This window comes from Streptomyces sp. NPDC059788, from assembly GCF_042732265.1.
GTDB lineage: Bacteria > Actinomycetota > Actinomycetes > Streptomycetales > Streptomycetaceae > Streptomyces.
Map to the genome: position 1 here is coordinate 1 of NZ_JBHWHY010000028.1, position 20,724 is coordinate 20,724.

At 72.1% G+C, this 20,724-nt stretch carries 15 protein-coding genes; 4 read left to right on the forward strand and 11 right to left on the reverse strand.

Annotated features, from left to right (window positions below):
* Positions 1 to 127 precede the first annotated feature (127 nt).
* The 6 genes from ACFV57_RS24170 to ACFV57_RS24195 all read right to left on the reverse strand — a co-directional run bounded on the left by ACFV57_RS24170 (position 128) and on the right by ACFV57_RS24195 (position 6,475).
* Positions 128 to 850, reverse strand: coding sequence for a S1 family peptidase (locus ACFV57_RS24170; RefSeq protein WP_385235918.1), 723 nt, complete (start codon positions 848 to 850; stop codon positions 128 to 130).
* A gap of 40 nt (positions 851 to 890) precedes the next feature.
* Positions 891 to 1,742 carry a carbohydrate ABC transporter permease gene (locus tag ACFV57_RS24175; RefSeq protein WP_385235921.1) on the reverse strand — a complete coding sequence of 284 codons (852 nt, stop codon included), beginning with the start codon at positions 1,740 to 1,742 and terminating at the stop codon, positions 891 to 893.
* Between the two features lie 4 nt (positions 1,743 to 1,746).
* Positions 1,747 to 2,664 carry a carbohydrate ABC transporter permease gene (locus tag ACFV57_RS24180; RefSeq protein WP_385235924.1) on the reverse strand — a complete coding sequence of 306 codons (918 nt, stop codon included), beginning with the start codon at positions 2,662 to 2,664 and terminating at the stop codon, positions 1,747 to 1,749.
* A complete protein-coding gene (locus tag ACFV57_RS24185; RefSeq protein WP_385235927.1) occupies positions 2,661 to 4,025 on the reverse strand; it encodes an extracellular solute-binding protein in 1,365 nt (454 codons plus the stop codon). Before ACFV57_RS24185 ends, ACFV57_RS24180 begins: the two co-directional genes overlap by 4 nt.
* Positions 4,026 to 4,088: 63 nt before the next feature.
* Positions 4,089 to 4,787, reverse strand: a complete 699-nt coding sequence (locus ACFV57_RS24190; RefSeq protein ID WP_385235929.1) for a response regulator — start codon at positions 4,785 to 4,787, stop codon at positions 4,089 to 4,091.
* Positions 4,784 to 6,475 carry an ATP-binding protein gene (locus ACFV57_RS24195; protein ID WP_385235932.1) on the reverse strand — a complete coding sequence of 564 codons (1,692 nt, stop codon included), beginning with the start codon at positions 6,473 to 6,475 and terminating at the stop codon, positions 4,784 to 4,786. The genes ACFV57_RS24190 and ACFV57_RS24195 overlap by 4 nt, the downstream gene beginning before the upstream one ends.
* A 183-nt stretch (positions 6,476 to 6,658) precedes the next feature.
* Between ACFV57_RS24195 and ACFV57_RS24200 the strand changes: the two genes are divergently transcribed.
* The gene (locus tag ACFV57_RS24200) at positions 6,659 to 8,062 is read left to right on the forward strand and encodes a cation:dicarboxylate symporter family transporter (protein ID WP_385235935.1); all 1,404 of its coding nucleotides are present in this window, start codon (positions 6,659 to 6,661) and stop codon (positions 8,060 to 8,062) included.
* A 64-nt stretch (positions 8,063 to 8,126) separates the two neighbouring features.
* On the opposite strand, the gene ACFV57_RS24205 is transcribed toward ACFV57_RS24200, so the two are convergent.
* Positions 8,127 to 8,777: a TetR/AcrR family transcriptional regulator gene (locus ACFV57_RS24205; RefSeq protein WP_385235938.1), complete on the reverse strand. Its 651-nt coding sequence runs from the start codon at positions 8,775 to 8,777 to the stop codon at positions 8,127 to 8,129.
* Between the two features lie 181 nt (positions 8,778 to 8,958).
* Between ACFV57_RS24205 and ACFV57_RS24210 the strand changes: the two genes are divergently transcribed.
* The 3 genes from ACFV57_RS24210 (at position 8,959) to ACFV57_RS24220 (ending at position 12,419) form a co-directional block, all read left to right on the forward strand.
* Positions 8,959 to 10,647: an MFS transporter gene (locus ACFV57_RS24210; protein ID WP_385235941.1), complete on the forward strand. Its 1,689-nt coding sequence runs from the start codon at positions 8,959 to 8,961 to the stop codon at positions 10,645 to 10,647.
* A 125-nt stretch (positions 10,648 to 10,772) separates the two neighbouring features.
* A complete protein-coding gene (locus tag ACFV57_RS24215; protein WP_385235944.1) occupies positions 10,773 to 11,186 on the forward strand; it encodes a DUF4259 domain-containing protein in 414 nt (137 codons plus the stop codon).
* A 168-nt stretch (positions 11,187 to 11,354) separates the two neighbouring features.
* The gene (locus tag ACFV57_RS24220; protein ID WP_385235947.1) at positions 11,355 to 12,419 is read left to right on the forward strand and encodes an aldo/keto reductase; all 1,065 of its coding nucleotides are present in this window, start codon (positions 11,355 to 11,357) and stop codon (positions 12,417 to 12,419) included.
* A 46-nt stretch (positions 12,420 to 12,465) separates the two neighbouring features.
* On the opposite strand, the gene glgB is transcribed toward ACFV57_RS24220, so the two are convergent.
* The 4 genes from glgB to ACFV57_RS24240 form a co-directional block, all read right to left on the reverse strand.
* The gene (gene glgB / locus ACFV57_RS24225; protein ID WP_385235950.1) at positions 12,466 to 14,970 is read right to left on the reverse strand and encodes a 1,4-alpha-glucan branching enzyme; all 2,505 of its coding nucleotides are present in this window, start codon (positions 14,968 to 14,970) and stop codon (positions 12,466 to 12,468) included.
* 167 nt (positions 14,971 to 15,137) lie between these two features.
* Entirely contained in the window at positions 15,138 to 16,709 is a 1,572-nt protein-coding gene (locus ACFV57_RS24230) for a phosphotransferase (RefSeq protein ID WP_385235953.1), read from the reverse strand.
* A 258-nt stretch (positions 16,710 to 16,967) separates the two neighbouring features.
* The gene (gene treS, locus ACFV57_RS24235; protein ID WP_385235956.1) at positions 16,968 to 18,668 is read right to left on the reverse strand and encodes a maltose alpha-D-glucosyltransferase; all 1,701 of its coding nucleotides are present in this window, start codon (positions 18,666 to 18,668) and stop codon (positions 16,968 to 16,970) included.
* A complete protein-coding gene (locus tag ACFV57_RS24240; RefSeq protein WP_385235959.1) occupies positions 18,665 to 20,668 on the reverse strand; it encodes a maltotransferase domain-containing protein in 2,004 nt (667 codons plus the stop codon). Before ACFV57_RS24240 ends, treS begins: the two co-directional genes overlap by 4 nt.
* Between the last annotated feature and the right edge of the window lie 56 nt (positions 20,669 to 20,724).

Consider the following 20,724-nt stretch of genomic DNA (forward strand, 5'->3'; position numbering starts at 1 on the left):
TTTTTTTTTTTATATTTTTGGTGGCGGTTCCTTCCCATAGTGTTTGTTATTGGCCCCCGGCGGGGGCGGGGGGGTGGCGCGGGGGGCCGGTGGCGGGGTGGGCGGGCACGGACGCCGGGCGGGCCGCTCAGTGCAGCGTCAGGCCGAACGCCTGAAGCGCCGGGGTGACCGGCTGGAGGTACGTGGTGCCGCCGGACGTGCAGTTGCCGCTGCCGCCGATGACGACGCCGAGCGCCAGGCTGCCGGAGACGGCGGGGCGGCCCGCCGAGCCCGTGTCGGCGCAGGCCGAGGTCCGGACGAGCCCGGACACCGTGCCTTCGGGGTAGGTGACGCTCACGTTGACGGCGTCGACCCGCCCGCAGTGCTGGCCGGCCACGGAACCGGCGACGCACACCGACTGGCCGACCGTCGGCCGGGCGGCGCCGGTGATGTCGAGGTACCGGCCGCCGCCCAGGTCGACTTCGCCGGGGTAGGTGACGGCCGGGTTGGTGTAGCGGATCACGGCGTAGTCCTCGCCGGGGAAACGCACCGCTTCGGTGACGCCGACGTGGACGGTACGGACCGCGTCGGCGTACCAGTCCTTGGCGCGGCCCACGCAACGGCCCTCCACGAGCGCGTAGTACGTCCCCGCCTTGGTGGCGTTGAAGCCGACGGTGCAGCGGCCCGACGGGCTGTGGAGGACGTTGCCGCCGCGGACCGCGGCCGGGGCGGCGGCCGTACGGGACGGTCCCGCGTCCGGCACGCCACCGTGCGGCGCGGCACCGGCCGGCGGCGCGACGGCCAGGACGGCCAGTGCGGCGGCGGCCAGGACGGCAGGGGAACGGAGCAGTGCGGTGGGTCTCGGTCTCACGGGTCCTCCTCCGGAGGCAGTGGGGTCGGCGGCAGTGGGGTCAGCCCTTCACCGCGCCACCCAGCGCGAACCCGCCGCCCAGCTTGCGCGAGATCAGCACGTACAGCAGGACGACCGGCGCCGAGTACAGGATCGAGAACGCCGCCAGCTCACCGAAGGCGATGGCGCCGTAGTTCCCGAAGAAGGTGAAGATGCTGACGGAGGCGGGCAGTTGCTCGGGGGACAGGAGCAGCAGGAACGGGACGAAGAAGTTGCCCCACATGATGGCGAAGGTGTAGATCGTCACGACCGTGACGCCCGGCCCCATCAGCGGCAGGATCACCCGCCACAGCGTCTGGAACCAGGAGGCGCCGTCGGTCCACGCGGCCTCTTCGAGGACCCGCGGGATGCCGTCCATGAAGTTCTTCATCAGCCAGATGGCGAACGGGAGCTGGGCGGTCGCGAGGAACAGCGCGGTGCCGTACACGGTGTCGATCAGGTTGACCCGGACGTACAGCGCGTACACCGGGACCATGATCGCGGTGATCGGCAGACAGGTGGAGAACAGGATGGTCAGCAGGTACGGGCGGCTGAACCGGGAGCGGTAGCGGGACAGCGGGTAGGCCGCCAGGGCCGCGCAGGCGACCGTCAGGGCGGTGGCGCTGCCGCACAGCACCAGGCTGTTGAGCATCGGCGTGAAGGTGATCTCGTCCGTCAGCACCGCCGAGAAGTTGTCCGGCGACGGCGAGCCGGGCAGCTTCACACGCAGCGTCGCCTCGGTGTCGAGCGAGGCGAGCACCAGCCAGGCGAGCGGTACGGCGAAGGCGACGGCTACGACGAGCAGCGCCGCGTCGGCGGCGAGACGGCGGCGGGCGCGGCGGGTCAGCAGGGGCCGGGCGGACCGGGCGGGCACCGCGTCACACCTCCTCGCGCAGCAGGCGCAGGTAGACGACGGAGAAGAGGGCGCCCACCACGAGCAGCAGCAGGGCGACCGCCGTGCCGTACCCGATCAGCGACTTCAGGAACGCCTGGTCGTACATGAACACCGGCAGCGTCTGGCTCCGGTTGCCGGGGCCGCCGCGCGTCATGGCCCAGATCAGCCCGAAGACGGAGAGCGTCTGGAGGGTGTTGAGCATCAGGTTCGTGCCGATGGAACGGCGGATCATCGGCAGTGTGACGTGCCACAGCCGCTGCCGGCCGCTCGCGCCGTCCACCTCGGCGGACTCGGTGACCTCCCGGGGGATCTCGGAGAGCGCCGCGGAGTAGATCAGCATCGAGAAGGCCGTGCCGCGCCAGACGTTGGCGAACGACACGGCCAGGATCGGCAGCGTGAACAGCCAGTTCTGCGACGGCAGGTGCAGCCAGTCCAGGATCGCGTTGAGGGTGCCGCGCCGTTCGAAGAAGGTGTAGAGCAGGAATCCGGCGACGATCTCCGGCAGCACCCAGGCGGTGATGACGACCGCGCCGGTGATGACGCGGACGGCCTTGGAGGCGCGCTCCATCAGTCCGGCGAGCGCCAGGCCCAGGGTGTTCTGCCCCAGGATCGACGAGACCAGGGTGAAGACCAGCGTCAGGACGACGGCGTTGCGGAAGGCGGGGTCGCCGAAGGCGTGCCGGAAGTTGTCCAGGCCGACGAAGGAGGCGGACTCCTGGCCGGTCAGCTGGAGGTCGGTGAAGGCGATGTAGACGCAGTAGCCGATGGGCCCGGCGAGGAAGAGCAGCAGCAGTACGGTCGCGGGGGCGAGCGGCGACCAGCGCAGCAGGGCGCGGCGGCGGGACCGGGCGCCGCGGCCCGCCGTGCCGTAAGCGGTGGACGTCGTGGCGGCGCGGGTCATGGCTTGGCGACGACCTGCCCGTCCGTGATCGACTTCAGCTGCGCGTCGTAGTCCGCCGCGGCCTTGGCGGGCGTCGCGTCACCGGTGGTGACCGCCTCCATCGCCTCGCCGATCGCCGCCGACACCTTGGGGTAGACGGGCAGCGCCGGACGGTAGTGACTGACCTTCACCAGGCCGGTGAAGAAGCCGATGCCCGGGATGGACTTCAGGTACGCGGGGTCCGCCGCCACGTCCTTGCGTACGGCGATCTGGGCGCCGCGCACACACCACTCCAGCGCGTTGCGCTGCGTCTGGAGCGTCTCGATCAGCTTCCAGGCCAGGTCGGGCCGCTGCGACTGCCGCGGTACGGACCAGGTCCAGCCGCCCGCCAGGCTGACCCGGCCGGGCGCCGCGCCGGTCTGCGTGGGGAACGCCGCCCGGCCCAGCGTCGTCGGCCACTCGGGCCACGGTTTGCCGCCGCCCTTGGGCTGCCACTGCTGGCCCAGCCACGAGCCGTCGAGGTCGATCGCGAGCTTCTCCTCGGGCATCAGCTCGGTGGCGACGTTGGTCTGGATGTTGGGGCTGAGCGCGTCGGACACGTCGGGGCCCAGCTTCTCCCCGTACACGGTGCGCAGGAACTCCAGGCTGTCGCGGAAGCCCTTGGTCCCGGTGACCCACTTCTTCGCCGCCGGGTCGTAGAGCTGGTCCCTGCCCGTGCCGTAGAGCAGCATCTCGAAGCCCTGCATCACGGCGGCCTCGCCCGCGCCCTTGCCGGTGAAGACGTTCAGCGGGATGACGCCGGGGACCTTGCGCTTGATGGTGCGGGCCGCGGCCAGCACCTCGTCCCAGGTCCTCGGCCGCCAGTCCTGCGGCAGCCCCGCCTTCTTGAAGATCTTCCTGTTGAACCACAGGCCGCGGGTGTCCGTGCCGTCCGGTACGCCGTACGTCCTGCCGTCCTGCGCCCGTGCGGCGGCCTTCGCGGCGGGCTCGAACTGTTTCCAGTCGGCCCACTTGGCGATGTAGGGGTCCAGCGGGCGCAGCAGTCCGGCCGTGATGTCGGAGTTGATCAGGAAGGTGTCCTCGTAGACCAGGTCGGGGGCGGTCTTCGGGGAGCGCATCATCTGCTGGATCTTGGCGTAGTAGTCGTTCTCGGACGCCTGGATCGGGATCAGTTTGACCTTCTTGCCCGGGTTGGCCTTCTCGAACGCGCGGGCCACCATCTCGACGTAGTCGTCCCGGACCGTCACCTTGTTGTTGGTGTCCTTGGGGAACGCGACCTTGAGGGTGTTGCTGTCGCCATCCGAACCGCCGCCGCAGGCGGTGAGCGCGCCTGCGGCCAGCACGGCGGCGGTGAGCAGAGCCATCGGAGCGGTGCGGCGCACGGCATGACCTCCAACTAGCCACGGCTGGCTGCCCGGTGACCGTAAGTCAGGGATAAAGGGAGGTCAATGCCCCATCCAGCGGTACCGCAATTCGGGACGGCCCACCTGACCGTACTGCGGGGCGCGCGCGGCGCGGCCCGTGTCGACGAGGTGTTCGAGGTAGCGGCGGGCCGTGATGCGGGAGATGCCGATCTCCTCGGCGGCCGCGGTGGCGCCGAGACCTTCCGGGGCGGCGCGCAGCGCGTCGGTGACCAGACGCAGGGTCGCCGCGGTCAGCCCCTTGGGCAGCGCGGCGGGCTGCGGCGCGCGCAGGGCCGCGAGGGCCCGGTCCACCTCGTCCTGCCCGCTGGCCTCCCCGGCGGACGCGCGGAACGCGGCGTACCGCAGCAGGCGGTCGCGCAGGGTGGCGAACGTGAACGGCTTCAGCACGTACTGCACGACGCCGAGCGAGACACCCTCCCGGACGACGGCCAGATCGCGCGCCGAGGTGACGGCGATGACGTCGGCGCCGTGCCCGGCCGCCCGCAGCGACCGTACGAACGCCAGGCCGTGCCCGTCCGGCAGGATCAGGTCCAGCAGGATCAGGTCGACGGCGTGCTGGTCCAGATGGCGCCGGGCCCCCGCGACGGAACGCACCGTCCCCGACACGGTGAAGCCCGGCACCCGGCCCACGTAGAGGGCATGGGCGTCCGCCGCCACCGGGTCGTCCTCGACGACGAGGACCCGCAGCGGCGGCGCGGCACCGGCGTGCGGCCCGGTCATCCGGCGCCGCCCGTTCCGGCCGCGGCGTCCCCGGCCGCCAGCGGCAGGCGCACCGTGAACTCGGCGCCGCCCTCGGGCGCCTCGCCGACCCGTACGGTCCCGCCGTGCCGCCGCACCGCCTGCTGTACGAGGGCCAGCCCGAGCCCCCGGCCCCCGCCCTGCTTCGTGCTCCACCCCCACCGGAACACGTCCTCGGCGTCCGCCGCGCCCCGGACCCCGTCCCCGCTGTCCGCGACCCGCAGCAGCAGTTCCCCGCCCTCGGCGAGCGCGGTGACCCGCACCCGGGCGCCTTCGGGCGCCGCCTCGATCGCGTTGTCCAGGAGGTTGCCGAGGACCGTGACCAGGTCGCGCGGCGGCAGGGACGCGGGCAGGACGCCGTCGTCGATCCGGCTGTCGGCGGTGAGCTCCAGTTCGACGCCGTGTTCGTTGGCCTGCGCGGCCTTGCCGAGGAGCAGCGCGGCGAGGACGGGTTCGGCGACCGCGCCGACGACCTGGTCGGTGAGGGCCTGGGCGAGTTCCAGTTCGGCGGTGGCGAACTCCACGGCCTCGTCGGCGCGGCCCAGTTCGACGAGGGAGACGACGGTGTGCAGCCGGTTGGCGGCCTCGTGCGCCTGGGAGCGCAGCGCCCGGGTGACACCCCGTACGGAGTCCAGTTCGCCGGAGAGCGCCTGGAGTTCGGTGTGGTCGCGGAGGGTGACGACGGTGCCGCGCCGTTCGCCGCCGGAGACCGGTGAGGTGTTGACGACCAGCACCCGGTCCTCGGTGAGGTGGAGTTCGTCTGTGTGGGGGACGGGTGACAGGAGGGTGTCGGTGAGGGGCGCGGGGAGGCCGAGCGCGTCGACGGGCCGGCCGCGGGGCTCACCGCGCAGTCCGAGGAGTTCGCGGGCGCCGTCGTTGAGGAGCGCCACCCTGCGCTGCCCGTCCAGCATCAGCAGTCCCTCGCGTACCGCGTGCAGCGCTGCCTGGTGGTAGTCGTGCAGGTGGCTCAGTTCGGCGGCGTTCATGCCGTGGGTGTGCCGGCGCAGGCGCGCGTTGACCAGGTACGTACCGACGCCGCCGAGCGCGAGGGCCCCGGCCGCGACGGCGGCGAGCGTCATGACCTCCTGCCGCAGCCCGTCGCTGATCGTCTCGACGGTGATGCCCGAGCTGACCAGGGCGACGATCCGGCCGCCGTGCTCCTGGTCCCGTACCGGCGTGATGACCCGTACGGACGGGCCGAGCCTGCCCGGATACGTCTGGGTGTAGGTCCGGCCGGCCCGGGCCTCCGCGGTCCGGCCGAGGTAGGTGCGGCCGATGGCGGACGGCTCCGGGTGGGTCCACCGACGGCCTGCCGTGTCCATGACCACAATGAAGTCGACCCCGGCGTCCTTCCGCAGCCGCTCGGTGTACGGCTGGAGCGCCGCGGTCGGGTCGGCCGAGCGCACGGCCCGCGCCACCGCCGGCGCGTCGGCGACCGCCGCGGCCACCGCCGTCGTCTGCCGGCGCGCGGTCTCCTCGGCCTGCCGTCCGGCGCCGACGTACGCGAAGGCGCCGTACCCCGCGACCACCACGGCGACCAGCACCACCTGCACGGCGAACAGCTGTCCGGCCAGGCTGCGCGGCCACCGCACACGCGGGCGGGATGCGGGGGACGCGCCCCGCGCGCGGCGTGCGGTACGCGGCTGCTCCCCCCGTCGGGAACTCGGCATGGGCACCAGTCTGCCCGGTTATTTATGCGTGAACGAAATGCACACAAGGGTGACGGGCGCCACAGCGGCGTGCATAGTCACCGGGACTGTTCTGCGTACGGGCCGCGTACCGGCACCAGCTCGGGCCGTGTACGGGTTGCAGAGCCGCAGACCGGCGCAGAACCAAGGACCGAGGAGTCAGCCGTGGCCGCACACACCCCACCGCCCGGGGGGACGACCGAGGAGAGCGCACCGCAGAAGAAGCGGGACCGGACGCATTACCTCTACATCGCCGTCATCGTCGCCGTGCTCGCCGGCATCGCCGTGGGCTTCGCCGCCCCCGGCTTCGCCGTCGGGCTGAAGCCGCTGGGCACCGGCTTCGTGAACCTGATCAAGATGATGATCTCGCCGGTCATCTTCTGCACGATCGTGCTGGGCGTCGGCTCGGTCCGCAAGGCCGCCAAGGTCGGCGCGGTCGGCGGCCTGGCGCTGGGCTACTTCATGGTGATGTCCACGGTCGCGCTGGCCATCGGCCTGGTGGTGGGCAACATCCTGGAGCCCGGCTCCGGCCTCCACCTGACCGAGTCGCTGCGGCACGCGGGACAGGCCCAGACCAAGGGCGGCGCCGAGTCGACCACGGACTTCCTGCTCGGCATCATCCCCGAGACGCTGGTCTCCGCGCTCACCCACGGCGAGGTGCTCCAGACGCTGCTGGTGGCGCTGCTCGTCGGCTTCGGCCTCCAGGCGATGGGCGCCTCCGGCGAGCCCGTGCTGCGCGGTATCGGGCACCTCCAGCGCCTGGTCTTCCGTGTCCTGTCCATGATCATGTGGGCGGCGCCGGTGGGCGCGTTCGGCGCGATGGCCGCGGTGGTCGGCGCGACCGGCGTGGACGCGCTGAAGTCCCTGGCCGTCATCATGGTCGGCTTCTACGTGACCTGTCTGCTGTTCGTGATCGTCGTACTCGGCACGCTGCTGCGCCTGATCGCCGGGGTGAACATCTTCGCCCTGCTGAAGTACCTGGGCCGGGAGTTCCTGCTGATCCTGTCGACCTCCTCGTCCGAGTCCGCGCTGCCGCGGCTGATCGCGAAGATGGAGCACCTGGGCGTCAGCAAGCCGGTTGTCGGCATCACCGTGCCGACCGGCTACAGCTTCAACCTCGACGGCACCGCCATCTACCTGACGATGTCCTCGCTGTTCATCGCGGAGGCGATGGGCAGCCCGCTCTCCATCGGCCAGCAGGTCTCGCTGCTCGTCTTCATGATCATCGCGTCCAAGGGCGCGGCCGGCGTGACCGGCGCCGGGCTGGCGACGCTGGCCGGCGGCCTCCAGTCGCACCGCCCCGAGCTGGTCGACGGCGTCGGCCTGATCGTCGGCATCGACCGCTTCATGAGCGAGGCGCGGGCGCTGACCAACTTCGCGGGCAACGCGGTGGCCACGGTCCTCGTCGGCACCTGGACCAAGGAGATCGACACGTCCCGGGTGGGCGAGGTGCTCGCCGGGAAGCTGCCCTTCGACGAGCGGACGCTGAGTGCGGACGGCCACGCCGCTGAGGCGGACGGGCCGCCGCCGCAGCGCACGGACGGTTCCAAGGAGCCGGCGAAGGTCTGAGAAGAGAAGCCGAGAGCCCCGGCGGGCGCGCCCGCCGGGGCTCTTCCGCGTTTCCGCCCGCCCGTCAGTCCATCGCCTCCGCCACCGGCGTCGCCCCCTCCACCGGTGACGCCTCCGCCTCCCGTACCGCTTCCGCGATCCGCCCGGCCGGCACCCCCGCCGCCGCCAGCACCGTCTCCGCCGCCGCGGGCCCCGCCGCCTCGGCGTCCAGATCGCCGTCGTTGACCGCCTGCATCAGCCCGAACAGCATGTGCTCGTGTACGTGCGCCAGCGCGCGCGGCGTGAGCGGGGAGCGGAAGACGCCCGCCTCCAGGCCGCGCGTCAGGATGGTCGTCGCCCGGTTGCGTACGGGTTCCAGGCGGGCCCGGATGCCCGCGTCGGTGACGCTGCACTGGGCGAGCGAGACCAGCAGCCGGTAGCGGTCGGCGCACTCCCACGCGGCGAGGGTGGCCCGCGCCAGCGCCACGTCGGCGGGTTCGGACAGGTCGGCCGTGTGGTCGGTGAAGGCGGTCGTCACGTCCTCGACGGCGGCGTCCGTCAGCGCGGTGATCAGCGCCTCGCGGCTCGGGAAGTGCCCGTAGACGGTGCGCCGCACCACCCCCGCGGCCCGGGCGATCTGGTCCATGGTCGCGTCCGGGTGACGCAGCAGTTCGGCCAGTGCGATGTCCATGATCCGGCGGCGGTTGGCTTGGGCCCGGCTGGTGAGTGCGGTCATGGCGCGGCGGCTCCTCGGTCGGCGGACGTGTGCGGTCACGGTTCCGCTCCTCATCTCATTTTGCACATGGGTGTGCAGCGACGTAAATTGCACACTGCTGTGTAATTGCACATGCGTGTGCAAGGGCGTGCGCGGGTGCGCACGCGAACCGAGATCGTTTCGAGAGTCAGGGGTGAATCGGGTGGCTCCCACGGAGACCCGGCCGGACCACGACAGGGACCGGCCTTATACGAAGCGCTGGTGGGCACTGGGCGTGCTGTGCCTGAGCCTGCTGATCATCGTGATGGCGAACACCTCGCTCACCGTCGCGGCCCCCGACATGACCGCCGACCTGGGGCTGAGCAGCTCCGACCTGCAGTGGGTCATCGACGCCTACACCGTCCCGTACGCCGCGCTGATGCTGATGCTCGGCGCCGTCGGCGACAAGTACAGCCGCCGCGGCGCGCTCGTGCTCGGTCTGCTCGTCTTCGCGGGCGGCTCGGTCGCGGGCGCCCTGGTGGACGGCTCCGGCGGCGTCATCGCGGCGCGCGCCGTGATGGGCGTGGGCGCGGCCATGATCATGCCCGCGACGCTGTCGCTGCTGGCCGCCACTTTCCCGCGCCGCGAACGCGCGCTGGCCATCACCCTGTGGACCGCCACCGCCGGACTCGCCATCGCCGTCGGCCCGCTCGTGGCCGGCGCCCTCCTGGAGAACCACGGCTGGGCCTCGTCCTTCCTGATCAACGTGCCGGTCGCCGCGCTCGGCATCGTCGGCGCGCTGCTGGTCGTCCCGGCGTCCAAGGCGGGCCACCGCGACCGCCTCGACTACGTCGGCGGCCTGCTGTCCGTCATCTGGGTCGGCTCGCTGATCTACATGCTCATCCAGGGCCCGCACTTCGGCTGGGACGCCCGCGCCGTCGGCGCCGCCGTGGCCGCCGGCGCCGGCCTGGTCCTGTTCGTCGTCTGGGAGCTGCGCCACCCGCGCCCGATCCTGGACGTACGCCGCTTCGCCCACCGCGGCTTCGCCGGCGCCAACCTCGCCGTGGCCCTCTTCTTCCTCGCGGTCTTCGGCGCGTTCTACTACCTCACGCAGCACCTCCAGTTCGTCCTGGGCTACTCCCCGCTGGACACCGGCATACGGATGCTGCCGCTGGCCGGCGCGGTCTTCGTGGGCGCCGCGCTGACCGGCTTCCTGACGCCGCGGCTCGGCATGAAGGTCACCGTCACCACCGGCATGGTCGGCGGCACCGTCGCCCTCGCCCTGCTGACCCGCGTGGACGCCGGTTCCCCGTACGGCGACTTCCTCGCCCCGCTCATCGTCCTGGGCCTGGCCATCGGCCTGTCCCTGTCGCCGTGCACGGACGCCATCATGGGCGCCTTCCCCGAGGACCAGCTCGGCGTCGGCGGCGCGGTCAACGACACCTCCATCGAGCTGGGCGGCTCGCTCGGCATCGCCATCCTGGGGTCCGTCCTGGCGAGCACCTACTCGTCCAAGCTCTCCGACGCGGCGGCGTCGGCCGCGGCGCACGGCGGCCCCAAGCTGCCCGGCAGCGCGCTGTCCACCGCGCAGGACTCGGTGGGCGCCGGTCTCGCGGTGGCCAAGGAGGTCGGCAAGCAGGTCGCCCAGGGCGCCGCGCCCACGATGGGCCCGGAGAAGGCGCAGGCCGCGGGCCTCCAGCAGGCCCAGGCGGTCGCGGACGCGGTGCGCGGGGCGTTCTCCGACGCGGTGGCGCACACCAGCCTGATCGGCGCGGTCGTGCTCGGCGTGGGGACGGTGCTGGTCGCCGTACTGCTGCCGCGCCGCCGCCGTACGCAGGAGCAGGCCACCGCGCCGGAGACCGGCCGCGAGCCGGTCGCGGCGGGCAGCGGCGGCGCGGCCCCGCGCGGCTGAACCACGTTCCGCTGGTGCTCGTACTCCGCCGCCGGGCCGATTGTCAGTGGCAGGTGCCACGATGCAGTTGGCCCGGTGGTGGTGCGGGCGTTGTCGGGGTGGCAGGGAGCGAGGGGCAAAAGCTGATGGGGACGTGGGGCATGGGGCCGTTCGACGGCGACGCGGCGGCGGATTTCCTGGACGAACTGATCGCCATGCCCGAGGCGCGCCGCCTCGGCGCGATACGCGCGGTGCTGTCCACCGCCGCCGCCGAGCGGGAGTATCTGGAGGCCCCGCAAGGCGAGATGGCGGTGGCCGCCGCGGCCCTGACCGCCGCCGCCCGCGCCGGGAGCACCTACCCGGCCGGTCCCGCGTACGGGCCGGAGCTGACCGTCCCCGCGCCGCCGCCCCAGCTCGCCGTGCTCGCGGTGCACGCCCTGGACCGGGTGCTCGCGCCGGACTCGGAGCTGGCCGAGCTGTGGGACGAGGCGGACGGCGGCCGGGAGTGGCGGGCGGGCCTCGCCCGGCTGCGCGCGCGGCTGGCCGGGCGGGCGGACTGAGGCGCCGTGTCCGGGCTCCGGGCCGTCCGCCGCCACGCCGCTGACCTGCCGTGCGTCGTGCGGCCCGGGACCTACGGTGGACCGCGGAGCGTCACCGGCCCGTGCCCGGCCCCGCGACCGGGCGCGGACCGGCCGCCGCCGACCGGCACCAGCGACCGTGGAGGAACCGTGGAGTACCGCACGCTCGGGCAGTCGGGCCTGAAGGTGTCCCGGCTCGTGCTCGGCACCCTCAACGTGGGCGCGCGAGAGCAGTTCGCCCAGATCGGCGGGCTCGGCATCGAGGAGGCCCGCCGCCTGTTCGACATCGCCCTGGACGCCGGCGTCAACATGATCGACACCGCGAACATGTACTCCTTCGGCCAGGCCGAGGAGATCACCGGCGAGGCCCTCCGGGGCCGCCGGGACGACGTGCTCCTCGCCTCCAAGGTGCGGATGCAGGTGGGCGACGGGCCCAACGAGGGCGGCTCGTCGGCGTACAGCGTCCTGCGCGAGGTCGAGCGCAGCCTGCGCCGCCTGCAGACCGACCACCTGGACCTGCTCTATCTGCACCAGTGGGACGGCCAGACGCCCGTCGAGGAGACCCTGACCGCGCTGGACCGGCTGGTCGCCGACGGCAAGGTCCGCTACGTGGGCATCTCCAACTTCAACGGCTGGCAGATCATGAAGACGCTGTACACGGCGAAGCTGCACCGCCTGGTCGCGCCCGTGGCCCAGCAGGTCTACTACACGCCCGAGGCCCGCGAGGCGGAGTACGAGATCCTCCCGGCCGCCCTGGACCAGGGCCTGGGCACCCTGGTCTGGAGCCCGCTGGGGGAGGGGCTGCTCAGCGGCAAGGTGCGGCGTGGACAGCGGGTGCCGTCCACGACCCGGCAGGGCACCGACTGGCCCGAGCCGCACGTGGTCGACAAGGAGCGGGCCTACGACATCATCGACACCCTCACCGAGGTCGCCGACGCGCACGGCACGTCCGTCCCGCGGGTCGTGCTCGCCTGGCTGCTCGGCCGCCCCGGCGTCACGGGCCTGGTGATCGGCGCCCGCAACGAGCAGCAGCTGCGCGACAACCTCGCCGCCACCGACCTCGCCCTCACCGCGGCCGAGACGACGCGGCTCACCGAGCTCTCCCAGCTGCCCGCCTACTACCCGTACTGGCACCGCGTCATGAACGCGACCGACCGCCCGGACCCGGCCGAGGCGCCCTTCCTGGACGGCTGGAAGCGGGCCATGGGCGGCTGAACCGGACCGGGGCCGGCATGGCCCCGGCCCACAGGGCCCGCCGCCGTCACACCGGCCGCAGCCACACCGTCGCCAGCGGCGGCAGCACCGGCGTGATGGACCCCGGCCGCCCGTTCCACGGCACGGACGCGTCGGGCACCAGCGGCCCGGCGTTGCCCACCCCGCTCCCGCCGTAGCGGACCTCGTCCGTGTTCAGCACCTCCCGCCACGCCGCCACGCCCTCCGGCACCCCGACCGGGTACGCGTGCCGCACCACCGGCGAGAAGTTGGAGACGGCCAGCAGCGGCGTGCCGTCCGCGCCGTAGCGCAGGAACGAGAAGACGTTGTCCTCGCTCGCGCCGCCGTCGATCCAGGAGAAGCCCTCCGGCACGGTGTCCCGCTCCCACAGCGCCGGGGTGTCGGCGTAGCGGCGGTTCAGGTCGCGGACCAGGTCCCGTACGCCCCGGTGGTCCGGCTCGGCCGAGTACGACGGGTCCAGCAGCCACCAGTCGGGCCCGTGCCCCTCGGCCCACTCCGCGCCCTGCGCGAACTCCTGCCCCATGAACAGCAGCTGCTTGCCCGGATGCGCCCACATGAACCCGAGATACGCCCGGTGCGTGGCCCGCTGCTGCCACCAGTCGCCGGGCATCTTGGACACCAGCGACCGCTTGCCGTGCACGACCTCGTCGTGCGAGATCGGCAGCACGTAGTTCTCCGAGTACGCGTACACCATCGAGAACGTCATCTCGTTGTGGTGGTACTTGCGGTGCACCGGCTCCTTGCCGACGTAGCCCAGCGAGTCGTGCATCCACCCCATGTTCCACTTCAGGCCGAAGCCGAGCCCGCCGAAGCCGCCCGGCCCGGTGTGGTGGGTGGCACGGGTGACGCCGTCCCAGGCGGTGGACTCCTCGGCGACGGTGACGACGCCGGGGCAGCGCCGGTAGACGGTCGCGTTCATCTCCTGGAGGAAGGACACCGCGTCCAGGTTCTCCCGGCCGCCGTGCACGTTGGGCGTCCACTCGCCGCTCTCCCGGGAGTAGTCCAGGTACAGCATGGAGGCGACGGCGTCCACCCGCAGCCCGTCGATGTGGAACTCCTCGCACCAGTACACCGCGTTGGCGACCAGGAAGTTGCGCACCTCGGCGCGGCCGTAGTCGAATTCGAGGGTGCCCCAGTCGGGGTGCGCCGCCCGCGCCGGGTCCTCGTGCTCGTACAGCGGCCGCCCGTCGAACTCCGCCAGCGCCCAGTCGTCCCGCGGGAAGTGCGCCGGCACCCAGTCCATCAGCACGCCGATACCGGCCCGGTGCAGCGCGTCGACCAGGTACTTGAAGTCGTCGGGGGTGCCCATCCGGGCGGTCGGCGCGTAGAAGCCGGTGACCTGGTAACCCCACGAGCCGCCGAAGGGGTGCTCGGCGACCGGCATCAGCTCGACGTGCGTGAAGCCCAGGTCCTTGACGTAGGCGGGCAGCTGCTGGGCCAGCTGCCGGTACGTCAGCCCGGGACGCCAGGAGCCGAGGTGCACCTCGTAGACGGAGAACGGCGCCGCGTGCACCGGCCGCTCGGCGCGGCCCTCCAGCCACGCGGCGTCCTGCCATCGGTGGTGCGAGGTGTGCACGACGGAGGCGTTGGCGGGCGGGCACTCCGTACGGCGGGCCATCGGGTCGGCGCGCAGCGTCTTCGAGCCGTCCGGCCGGGTGATCTCGAACTTGTACAGCTCGCCCTCGCCCAGCCCCGGCAGGAACAGCTCCCACACCCCGGACGACCCGAGCGAGCGCATCGGGAAGCCGGTGCCGTCCCAGTAGTTGAAGTTGCCGACGACGCGCACGCCCCGGGCGTTCGGCGCCCAGACGGTGAAGCGCGTCCCGGTCACCTCCTGGTGCACCATCGGCATCGCGCCCATCGCCTGCCACAGCTCCTCGTGGCGGCCCTCGCCGAACAGGTGCAGGTCCAGTTCGCCGACGGCGGGCAGGAAGCGGTACGGGTCGTGCACGGTCACGTCGCTGTCGTCGTAGGAGACCAGCAGCTCGTACTCGGGGACCGCGGACAGCGGCAGGACACCGCCGAACAGGCCGTCGCCCTCGTCGTGCAGGTCGGCGCGCAGGCCCTTGGCGAGGACGGTGACGGCCTTCGCGTACGGGCGCAGCACGCGGAAGAGGACCCCGCCGCGCACCGGATGCGCGCCGAGCAGGCCGTGCGGGTCGTGGTGGGCGCCGGACAGCAGCCGCTCGCGGTCACCGGCGTCCAGCGGCGGCGCGGTCCGCACGCCGCGGCTCCCGCCACTGGGCTCCGGGGCGAGGTCGGGCCGCGGGCCGTCGGACCGCTCCGGCAGGGGCTCGCCGTGGTCGCGCTGGTGCGGCGGCCGCTCGGCGGCCCCGCTCAGGTCACCCGGCCGGCCGGTCTCCGCGGGGGAGGCGGCCCCGTCGGGCCCGGCAGGATCGCCCCGCCCCGGCAGGAAGGTCGCCGGGACACCGGACCGGCCGGCGGTTGCCTCCGGGGACGCGCCCCGGACGGCCGTGCCACGGGCGGGCGCGGGTTCTTGCGATGGGCGGCGGGACGACGAACGGGCGGTCACGAGAGGAGCCTCCTCGGCCAGATATCAGGTGTCAGGGTCGTCTGAGTTGTCTGAGGAATCTGAGGTGCAGGGGCCTGGTGTGCGCCGGTTCCGCGGGCCGGGACGCCGGCGCGGCACCCGCCGATGCCGGTGCTCCGCACGGCTGCGGGTGGCCCGCTCCCGCCGTTTCATGCGCGCCCATCGGCCACATCCAGATCCGGGCCCGAACCGGGGTCGGTGCCGGTGGCGCTCCGGGACGCCTGCGCCCCGGCGAGCCGCCGCACCGCGGCCATCGGTACGGGCAGCCAGTTCGGCCGGTGCCGGGCCTCGTACAGCACCTCGTACACGGCCTTGTCCGTCTCGTACGCCCGCATCAGCTCGGGCGCCGAGCGCGGGTCGAGCCCGCCGGCCTCCGCGTAACCGAGGCAGTAGGCGGCCCGGGTGCGCCGCGCCCACTCCAGCGACCAGGGGTCGCCGCCCGAAGGCCCGCTGCGCGCCGCGTAGTCGAACGAGCGCAGCATGGCCGCCACGTCGCGCACCACGGGCTGCGGGCGCCGCCGCTCGGCCAGCGGCCGGGACGGCTCGCCCTCGAAGTCGATCAGCGACCAGCGGCCCTCGTCGGCGGACCGCAGCGTCTGGCCCAGGTGGAGGTCGCCGTGGATGCGCTGGGCGGGCCAGGCGCGGCCGTCGTGCCCGAGCGCCGCCAGCTCGTCGAAGGCGGTGCGCAGCCGGCCGCAGTACGGCCGCAGGGCGGGCACCACCCGCGCGGTGGCCACCAGCCGCTCGTTCATCCGGGCCGCGATCGCGTCGAGTTGGGGGCGGCGCAGCTCGGTGGTGGGCAGCGATCCGGCCAGCGCGGTGTGCACCTCGGCGGTGGCGTGTCCGAGCGCCCGCGCCGAACTGGTGAAGTCGGCCTGGACGGCCAGGGCGTTGAGGGCCAGCTGCCATCCGTCGGCGGAACCGCTCAGATAGGGCTGGAGCACGCCCAGCGTCACCGGCTCGCCCTCGTCCGCCTCCGGGTCGGTCTCGAACCACGCGGCGGGCGCCGGGACCCGCCCGCACTTGGCGCGGGCCAGCGCCAGCGGCAGTTCCAGGTCCGGGTTGAGGCCGGGCGCGGTCCGCCGGAAGACTTTGAGGATGTACGAATCCCCGTAGACGATGCTGGAGTTGGTCTGCTCGGCGGTGATCGGCCGGGCGGGCATCCCGGAGGAGATGGTGCTGTCGGCCACCCGGCAGAACTGCAGCCCGCCGAGCCGCCCCGGCACCCGCAGCCGCTCCAGCAGGAGCGCGCACAGCCGGTTGTCCAGCAGGGCGTCGTAGACCGTACGGCCGTGCAGGGGGCCGCCGCCGGGGCGGCCGATCACGGCGGGGGCGAGCTGTGGCGGCAGCGCGCTGTGCACGCCGAGCAGGAGTTGGTAGCAGTCCGCGGGGCCCGCCTGCCCTCCGGCCGGCGCGGTGGCCGGTTCGGCCGGGCCCTCCGGCGGCACCGGCTGCGGGGTTCCGGCTGGTGCCGCCGACTGCTGTGCCCGTACGAGCAGGTGCAGCAGCCCCGGTGTGGCGCCACCCGCCGCGCACGGCAGCAACTCGGTCGCCGACACCAGCTGGAACCCCGTGATCGGCCGCCCTTTGCCGGCGAACCACCGCTGTCGCGGCAGCCATTCGCTCAGCAGGGGGACGAGGGAGGACAACAGCGCGGGCGCGGTGGTCGAGAGGCGGTCATGCGAACTGCGGATGGCACGGGTCGAGGCGGTCTCCGACATGGCGTCGCGTCCTTTCCCCGGGCACACGACAGATAGGGCAAAGTGTCCCGGAATGCGGCCTTGACTGTGCGGCGGTGCGGGACGTGTCGGGTGAGGATCGTCCGTACGGCAGCGGCGTCCGTGGGGATTACCCCTGACGCCGGGGTTTCGGCGATGGCTCACCCGGCCCGTGCGGTAGTAGGGAGACTGCCCGTGGGGGCGGGCGGAAAACAGCGCGCGGTGGTTTTCCGCCGCCCCGGCCGGGCGCCGGTCGGATCCCTAGACCGCCCCCCTCCGCAGTCGGAACCAATAGAAGCCGTGCCCGGCCAGCGTCAGCAGATAGGGCCATTCGCCGATGGGCGGGAAACGGACTCCGCCGATCAGCTCGACCGGGTGCCGTCCGTTGAATGTGCGCAGATCCAGTTCGGTGGGCTGCGCGAAACGCGAGAAATTGTGCACGCACAGCACCAGGTCGTCCTGGTATTCCCGCAGGAAGGCCAGCACCGCGGGGTTGGACGAGGACAGTTCGGTGTAGGTGCCGAGACCGAAGGCCGGGTTCTGCTTACGGATCTCGATCATGCGGCGGGTCCAGTGGAGCAGCGACGACGGCGAGGACATCGACGCCTCGACGTTGGTGACCTGATAGCCGTAGACCGGGTCCATGATGGCCGGCAGGAAGAGCCGGCCGGGGTCGCAGGAGGAGAAACCGGCGTTCCGGTCGGGGGTCCACTGCATCGGGGTGCGGACCGCGTCCCGGTCGCCGAGCCAGATGTTGTCGCCCATGCCGATCTCGTCGCCGTAATACAGGATCGGTGAGCCGGGCAGTGACAGCAGCAGCGCGGTGAACAGCTCGATCTGGTTGCGGTCGTTGTCCAGCAGCGTGGCCAGCCGGCGGCGGATGCCGATATTGGCCCGCATCCGCGGGTCCTTGGCATATTCCGCATACATATAGTCGCGCTCTTCGTCCGTGACCATTTCGAGGGTCAGCTCGTCATGGTTGCGCAGGAAGATACCCCACTGGCAGTTGGCCGGAATCTCGGGGGTCTTGGCCAGGATTTCCGAGACCGGGTAGCGCGATTCCCGCCGGACCGCCATGAAGATGCGCGGCATGACCGGGAAATGGAACGCCATGTGGCATTCGTCCCCGCCCTTGGAGTAGTCGCCGAAATAGTCGACGACGTCCTCCGGCCACTGGTTGGCCTCGGCCAGCAGCACCGTGTCGGGGTAATGCGCGTCGATCTCGGACCGTACGTGCTTGAGGAAGGCGTGCGAGGCGGGCAGGTTCTCGCAGTTGGTCCCCTCCTCGGCGTACAGGTACGGCACGGCGTCCAGGCGGAACCCGTCGATGCCCAGGTCGAGCCAGAAGCGCAGGGCGGAGATCATCTCCTCCTGGACGGCCGGGTTCTCGTAGTTCAGGTCCGGCTGGTGGGAGAAGAACCGGTGCCAGAAGTACTGCTTGCGCACCGGGTCGAAGGTCCAGTTCGACGCCTCGGTGTCGACGAAGATGATGCGCGCGTCCTGGTACTGCTTGTCGTCGTCGGCCCAGACGTAGTAGTCGCCGTACGGCCCTTCCGGGTCGCTGCGGGACTCCTGGAACCACGGGTGCTGGTCGCTGGTGTGGTTCATGACGAAGTCGATGATCACCCGCATGCCGCGCTGGTGCGCGGCGTCCACGAACTCCACGAAGTCGGCCAGGTCGCCGAACTCCGGGAGCACGGCCGTGTAGTCCGACACGTCGTAACCGCCGTCCCGCAGCGGCGACTTGAAGAACGGCGGCAGCCACAGGCAGTCCACGCCCAGCCACTGGAGATAGTCCAGTTTGGCCGTGATGCCCTTGAGGTCGCCGATGCCGTCACCGTTGCTGTCCTGGAAGGAACGCACCAGGACCTCGTAGAAGACGGCCCGTTTGAACCAGTCGGGATCGCGGTCCTTGGCCGGCGTGTCCTCGAACTTGTCCGGGACGGGCTCGTTGACGATCAATTGGGTGACCCTCCGATCGGTGAGGACGGTCGCAGGGAGAACAGGTGCGCGGGTGCCGGAGCGCGGCCCGGCTCAAGGCGCACATAGTTGTCCCTGCCCCAGTGGTAGGTCTCGCCGGTGAGCTCGTCGCGCACCGGGACGGAATCGTGCCAATCGAGGCCGAGTTCCGGCATGTCCAACGACACCGTCGCCTCGTGGGTGTGGTGCGGGTCGAGGTTGACGACGGTGAGCACCGTGTCGGCCCCGGCGCCGTTCCCGGCCCGTTTGGAATAGGCGAGGACGGCGTCGTTGTCGACGGCGTGGAAATGGAGATCGCGCAGCTGTTGGAGTGCCGGGTGACGGCGTCGCAAGCGGTTCAGAGTGGTGATGAGAGGAGCGATCGTACGTCCCTGACGCCCCGCTGTCTCCCAGTCCCGGGGCCTCAGTTGGTACTTTTCCGAATCCAGGTACTCCTCGCTGCCACTTCGTACCGGTGTCGACTCGCACAGCTCGAATCCGGCGTAGACGCCCCACGCCGGGGAGAGGGTGGCGGCCAGTACGGCACGTACCTCGAACGCGGGCCGTCCGCCGTGCTGCAGATAGGCGTGGAGGATGTCCGGTGTGTTGACGAAGAAATTAGGCCGCATGTACGAGGCCGTTTCGCGCGACAGTTCGGTGAGGTACTCGGTGAGCTCGTGCTTGGAGTTGCGCCAGGTGAAATAGGTGTACGACTGCTGGAAGCCGATCTGCGCCAGCGTGCGCATCATCGCCGGGCGGGTGAACGCCTCGGCCAGGAAGACGACGTCCGGATCGGTGCGGTTGACGTCCGCGATCACCCGTTCCCAGAAGACCACGGGCTTGGTGTGCGGATTGTCCACGCGGAAGATGCGCACCCCGCGCTCCATCCAGAACCGCAGCAGCCGCTCCGTCTCCCGCACCAGGCCGTTCAGGTCGGTGTCGAAGGCGAGGGGGTAGATGTCCTGGTACTTCTTCGGCGGGTTCTCGGCGTACGCGATGGAGCCGTCGGCGCGGTGGTGGAACCACTCGGGGTGCTCGGTGACCCAGGGGTGGTCCGGCGAGCACTGGAGGGCGAAGTCCAGCGCCACCTCCATGCGCAGGTCGCGCGCCGTACGGACGAAGTGGTCGAAGTCCTCGAACGTGCCGAGGTCCGGGTGGAGGGCGTCGTGCCCGCCCTCGGGGGACCCGATCGCCCACGGTGAGCCCACGTCGTGCCGGGACGCGGAGAGCGCGTTGTTGGGGCCCTTGCGGTAGGAGGTGCCGATGGGGTGCACGGGCGGCAGGTAGACGACGTCGAAGCCCATGGCCGCGACCGCCGGGAGCCGTTCGGCGGCTGTCCGGAACGTGCCGCTGACGGGTGCCGCGCCCTTGCGCACGACGGCGCCCTCCGAGCGCGGGAACAGCTCGTACCACGACCCGAACAGCGCCCGGCGGCGCTCGACCAGCAGCGGCGCCGTACGCGAGGCGGTGACCAGCTCGCGCAGCGGGTGCCGGGCGAGTGCCTCGGTGACCTCGGGGGCGAGCGCGGCGGCGAGCCGGGTCGCGGCGGGCAGCTGCGGATCGCGCAGGGCGTCCGCGGCGGCCAGCACCGCTTCCCGGCCGTCTCTCTTGGGCACCCCTTCGGCGGCGCGTTCGTGCAGGACGGCGCCCTCGGCGAGGACCAGTTCGGTGTCGATGCCGGCCGGGATCTTGATGCCGGCGTGGTGGCGCCAGGTGCCGACCGGGTCCGACCAGCCCTCGACGCCGTACGTCCACCGGCCCTCGACGTCCGGTGTGACCTCGGCGCCCCAGCGGTCGGTGCCGGGCGCCAGCTCGCGCATCGGGGTCCAGGGGCCCGGCCGGCCCAGGGGATCGCGCAGGACGACGTTGGCGGCGACCGCGTCATGACCCTCGCGGAAGACCGTGGCCGAGATCTCGAAGGTCTCGCCGACCACCGCTTTCGCCGGGCGACGGCCGCAGTCGATCAGCGGGTGGAGGTCGAGCACGGGGATGCGGCCGATCATGGGGTCACCTGAACGTTGGGAGGTGCTACCGGATTCTGTCCTTTCTATCGTTTTTG

What these genes read in the sequence shown, in the direction of transcription:
- ACFV57_RS24180 (WP_385235924.1), bottom strand. Translation starts at nt 2,664, where the DNA reads ATGACCCGCGCCGCCACGACGTCCACCGCTTACGGCACGGCGGGCCGC.
- ACFV57_RS24190 (WP_385235929.1), bottom strand. Translation starts at nt 4,787, where the DNA reads ATGACCGGGCCGCACGCCGGTGCCGCGCCGCCGCTGCGGGTCCTCGTC.
- ACFV57_RS24195 (WP_385235932.1), bottom strand. Translation starts at nt 6,475, where the DNA reads ATGCCGAGTTCCCGACGGGGGGAGCAGCCGCGTACCGCACGCCGCGCG.
- ACFV57_RS24205 (WP_385235938.1), bottom strand. Translation starts at nt 8,777, where the DNA reads ATGACCGCACTCACCAGCCGGGCCCAAGCCAACCGCCGCCGGATCATG.
- ACFV57_RS24215 (WP_385235944.1), top strand. Translation starts at nt 10,773, where the DNA reads ATGGGGACGTGGGGCATGGGGCCGTTCGACGGCGACGCGGCGGCGGAT.
- ACFV57_RS24230 (WP_385235953.1), bottom strand. Translation starts at nt 16,709, where the DNA reads ATGTCGGAGACCGCCTCGACCCGTGCCATCCGCAGTTCGCATGACCGC.
- ACFV57_RS24240 (WP_385235959.1), bottom strand. Translation starts at nt 20,668, where the DNA reads ATGATCGGCCGCATCCCCGTGCTCGACCTCCACCCGCTGATCGACTGC.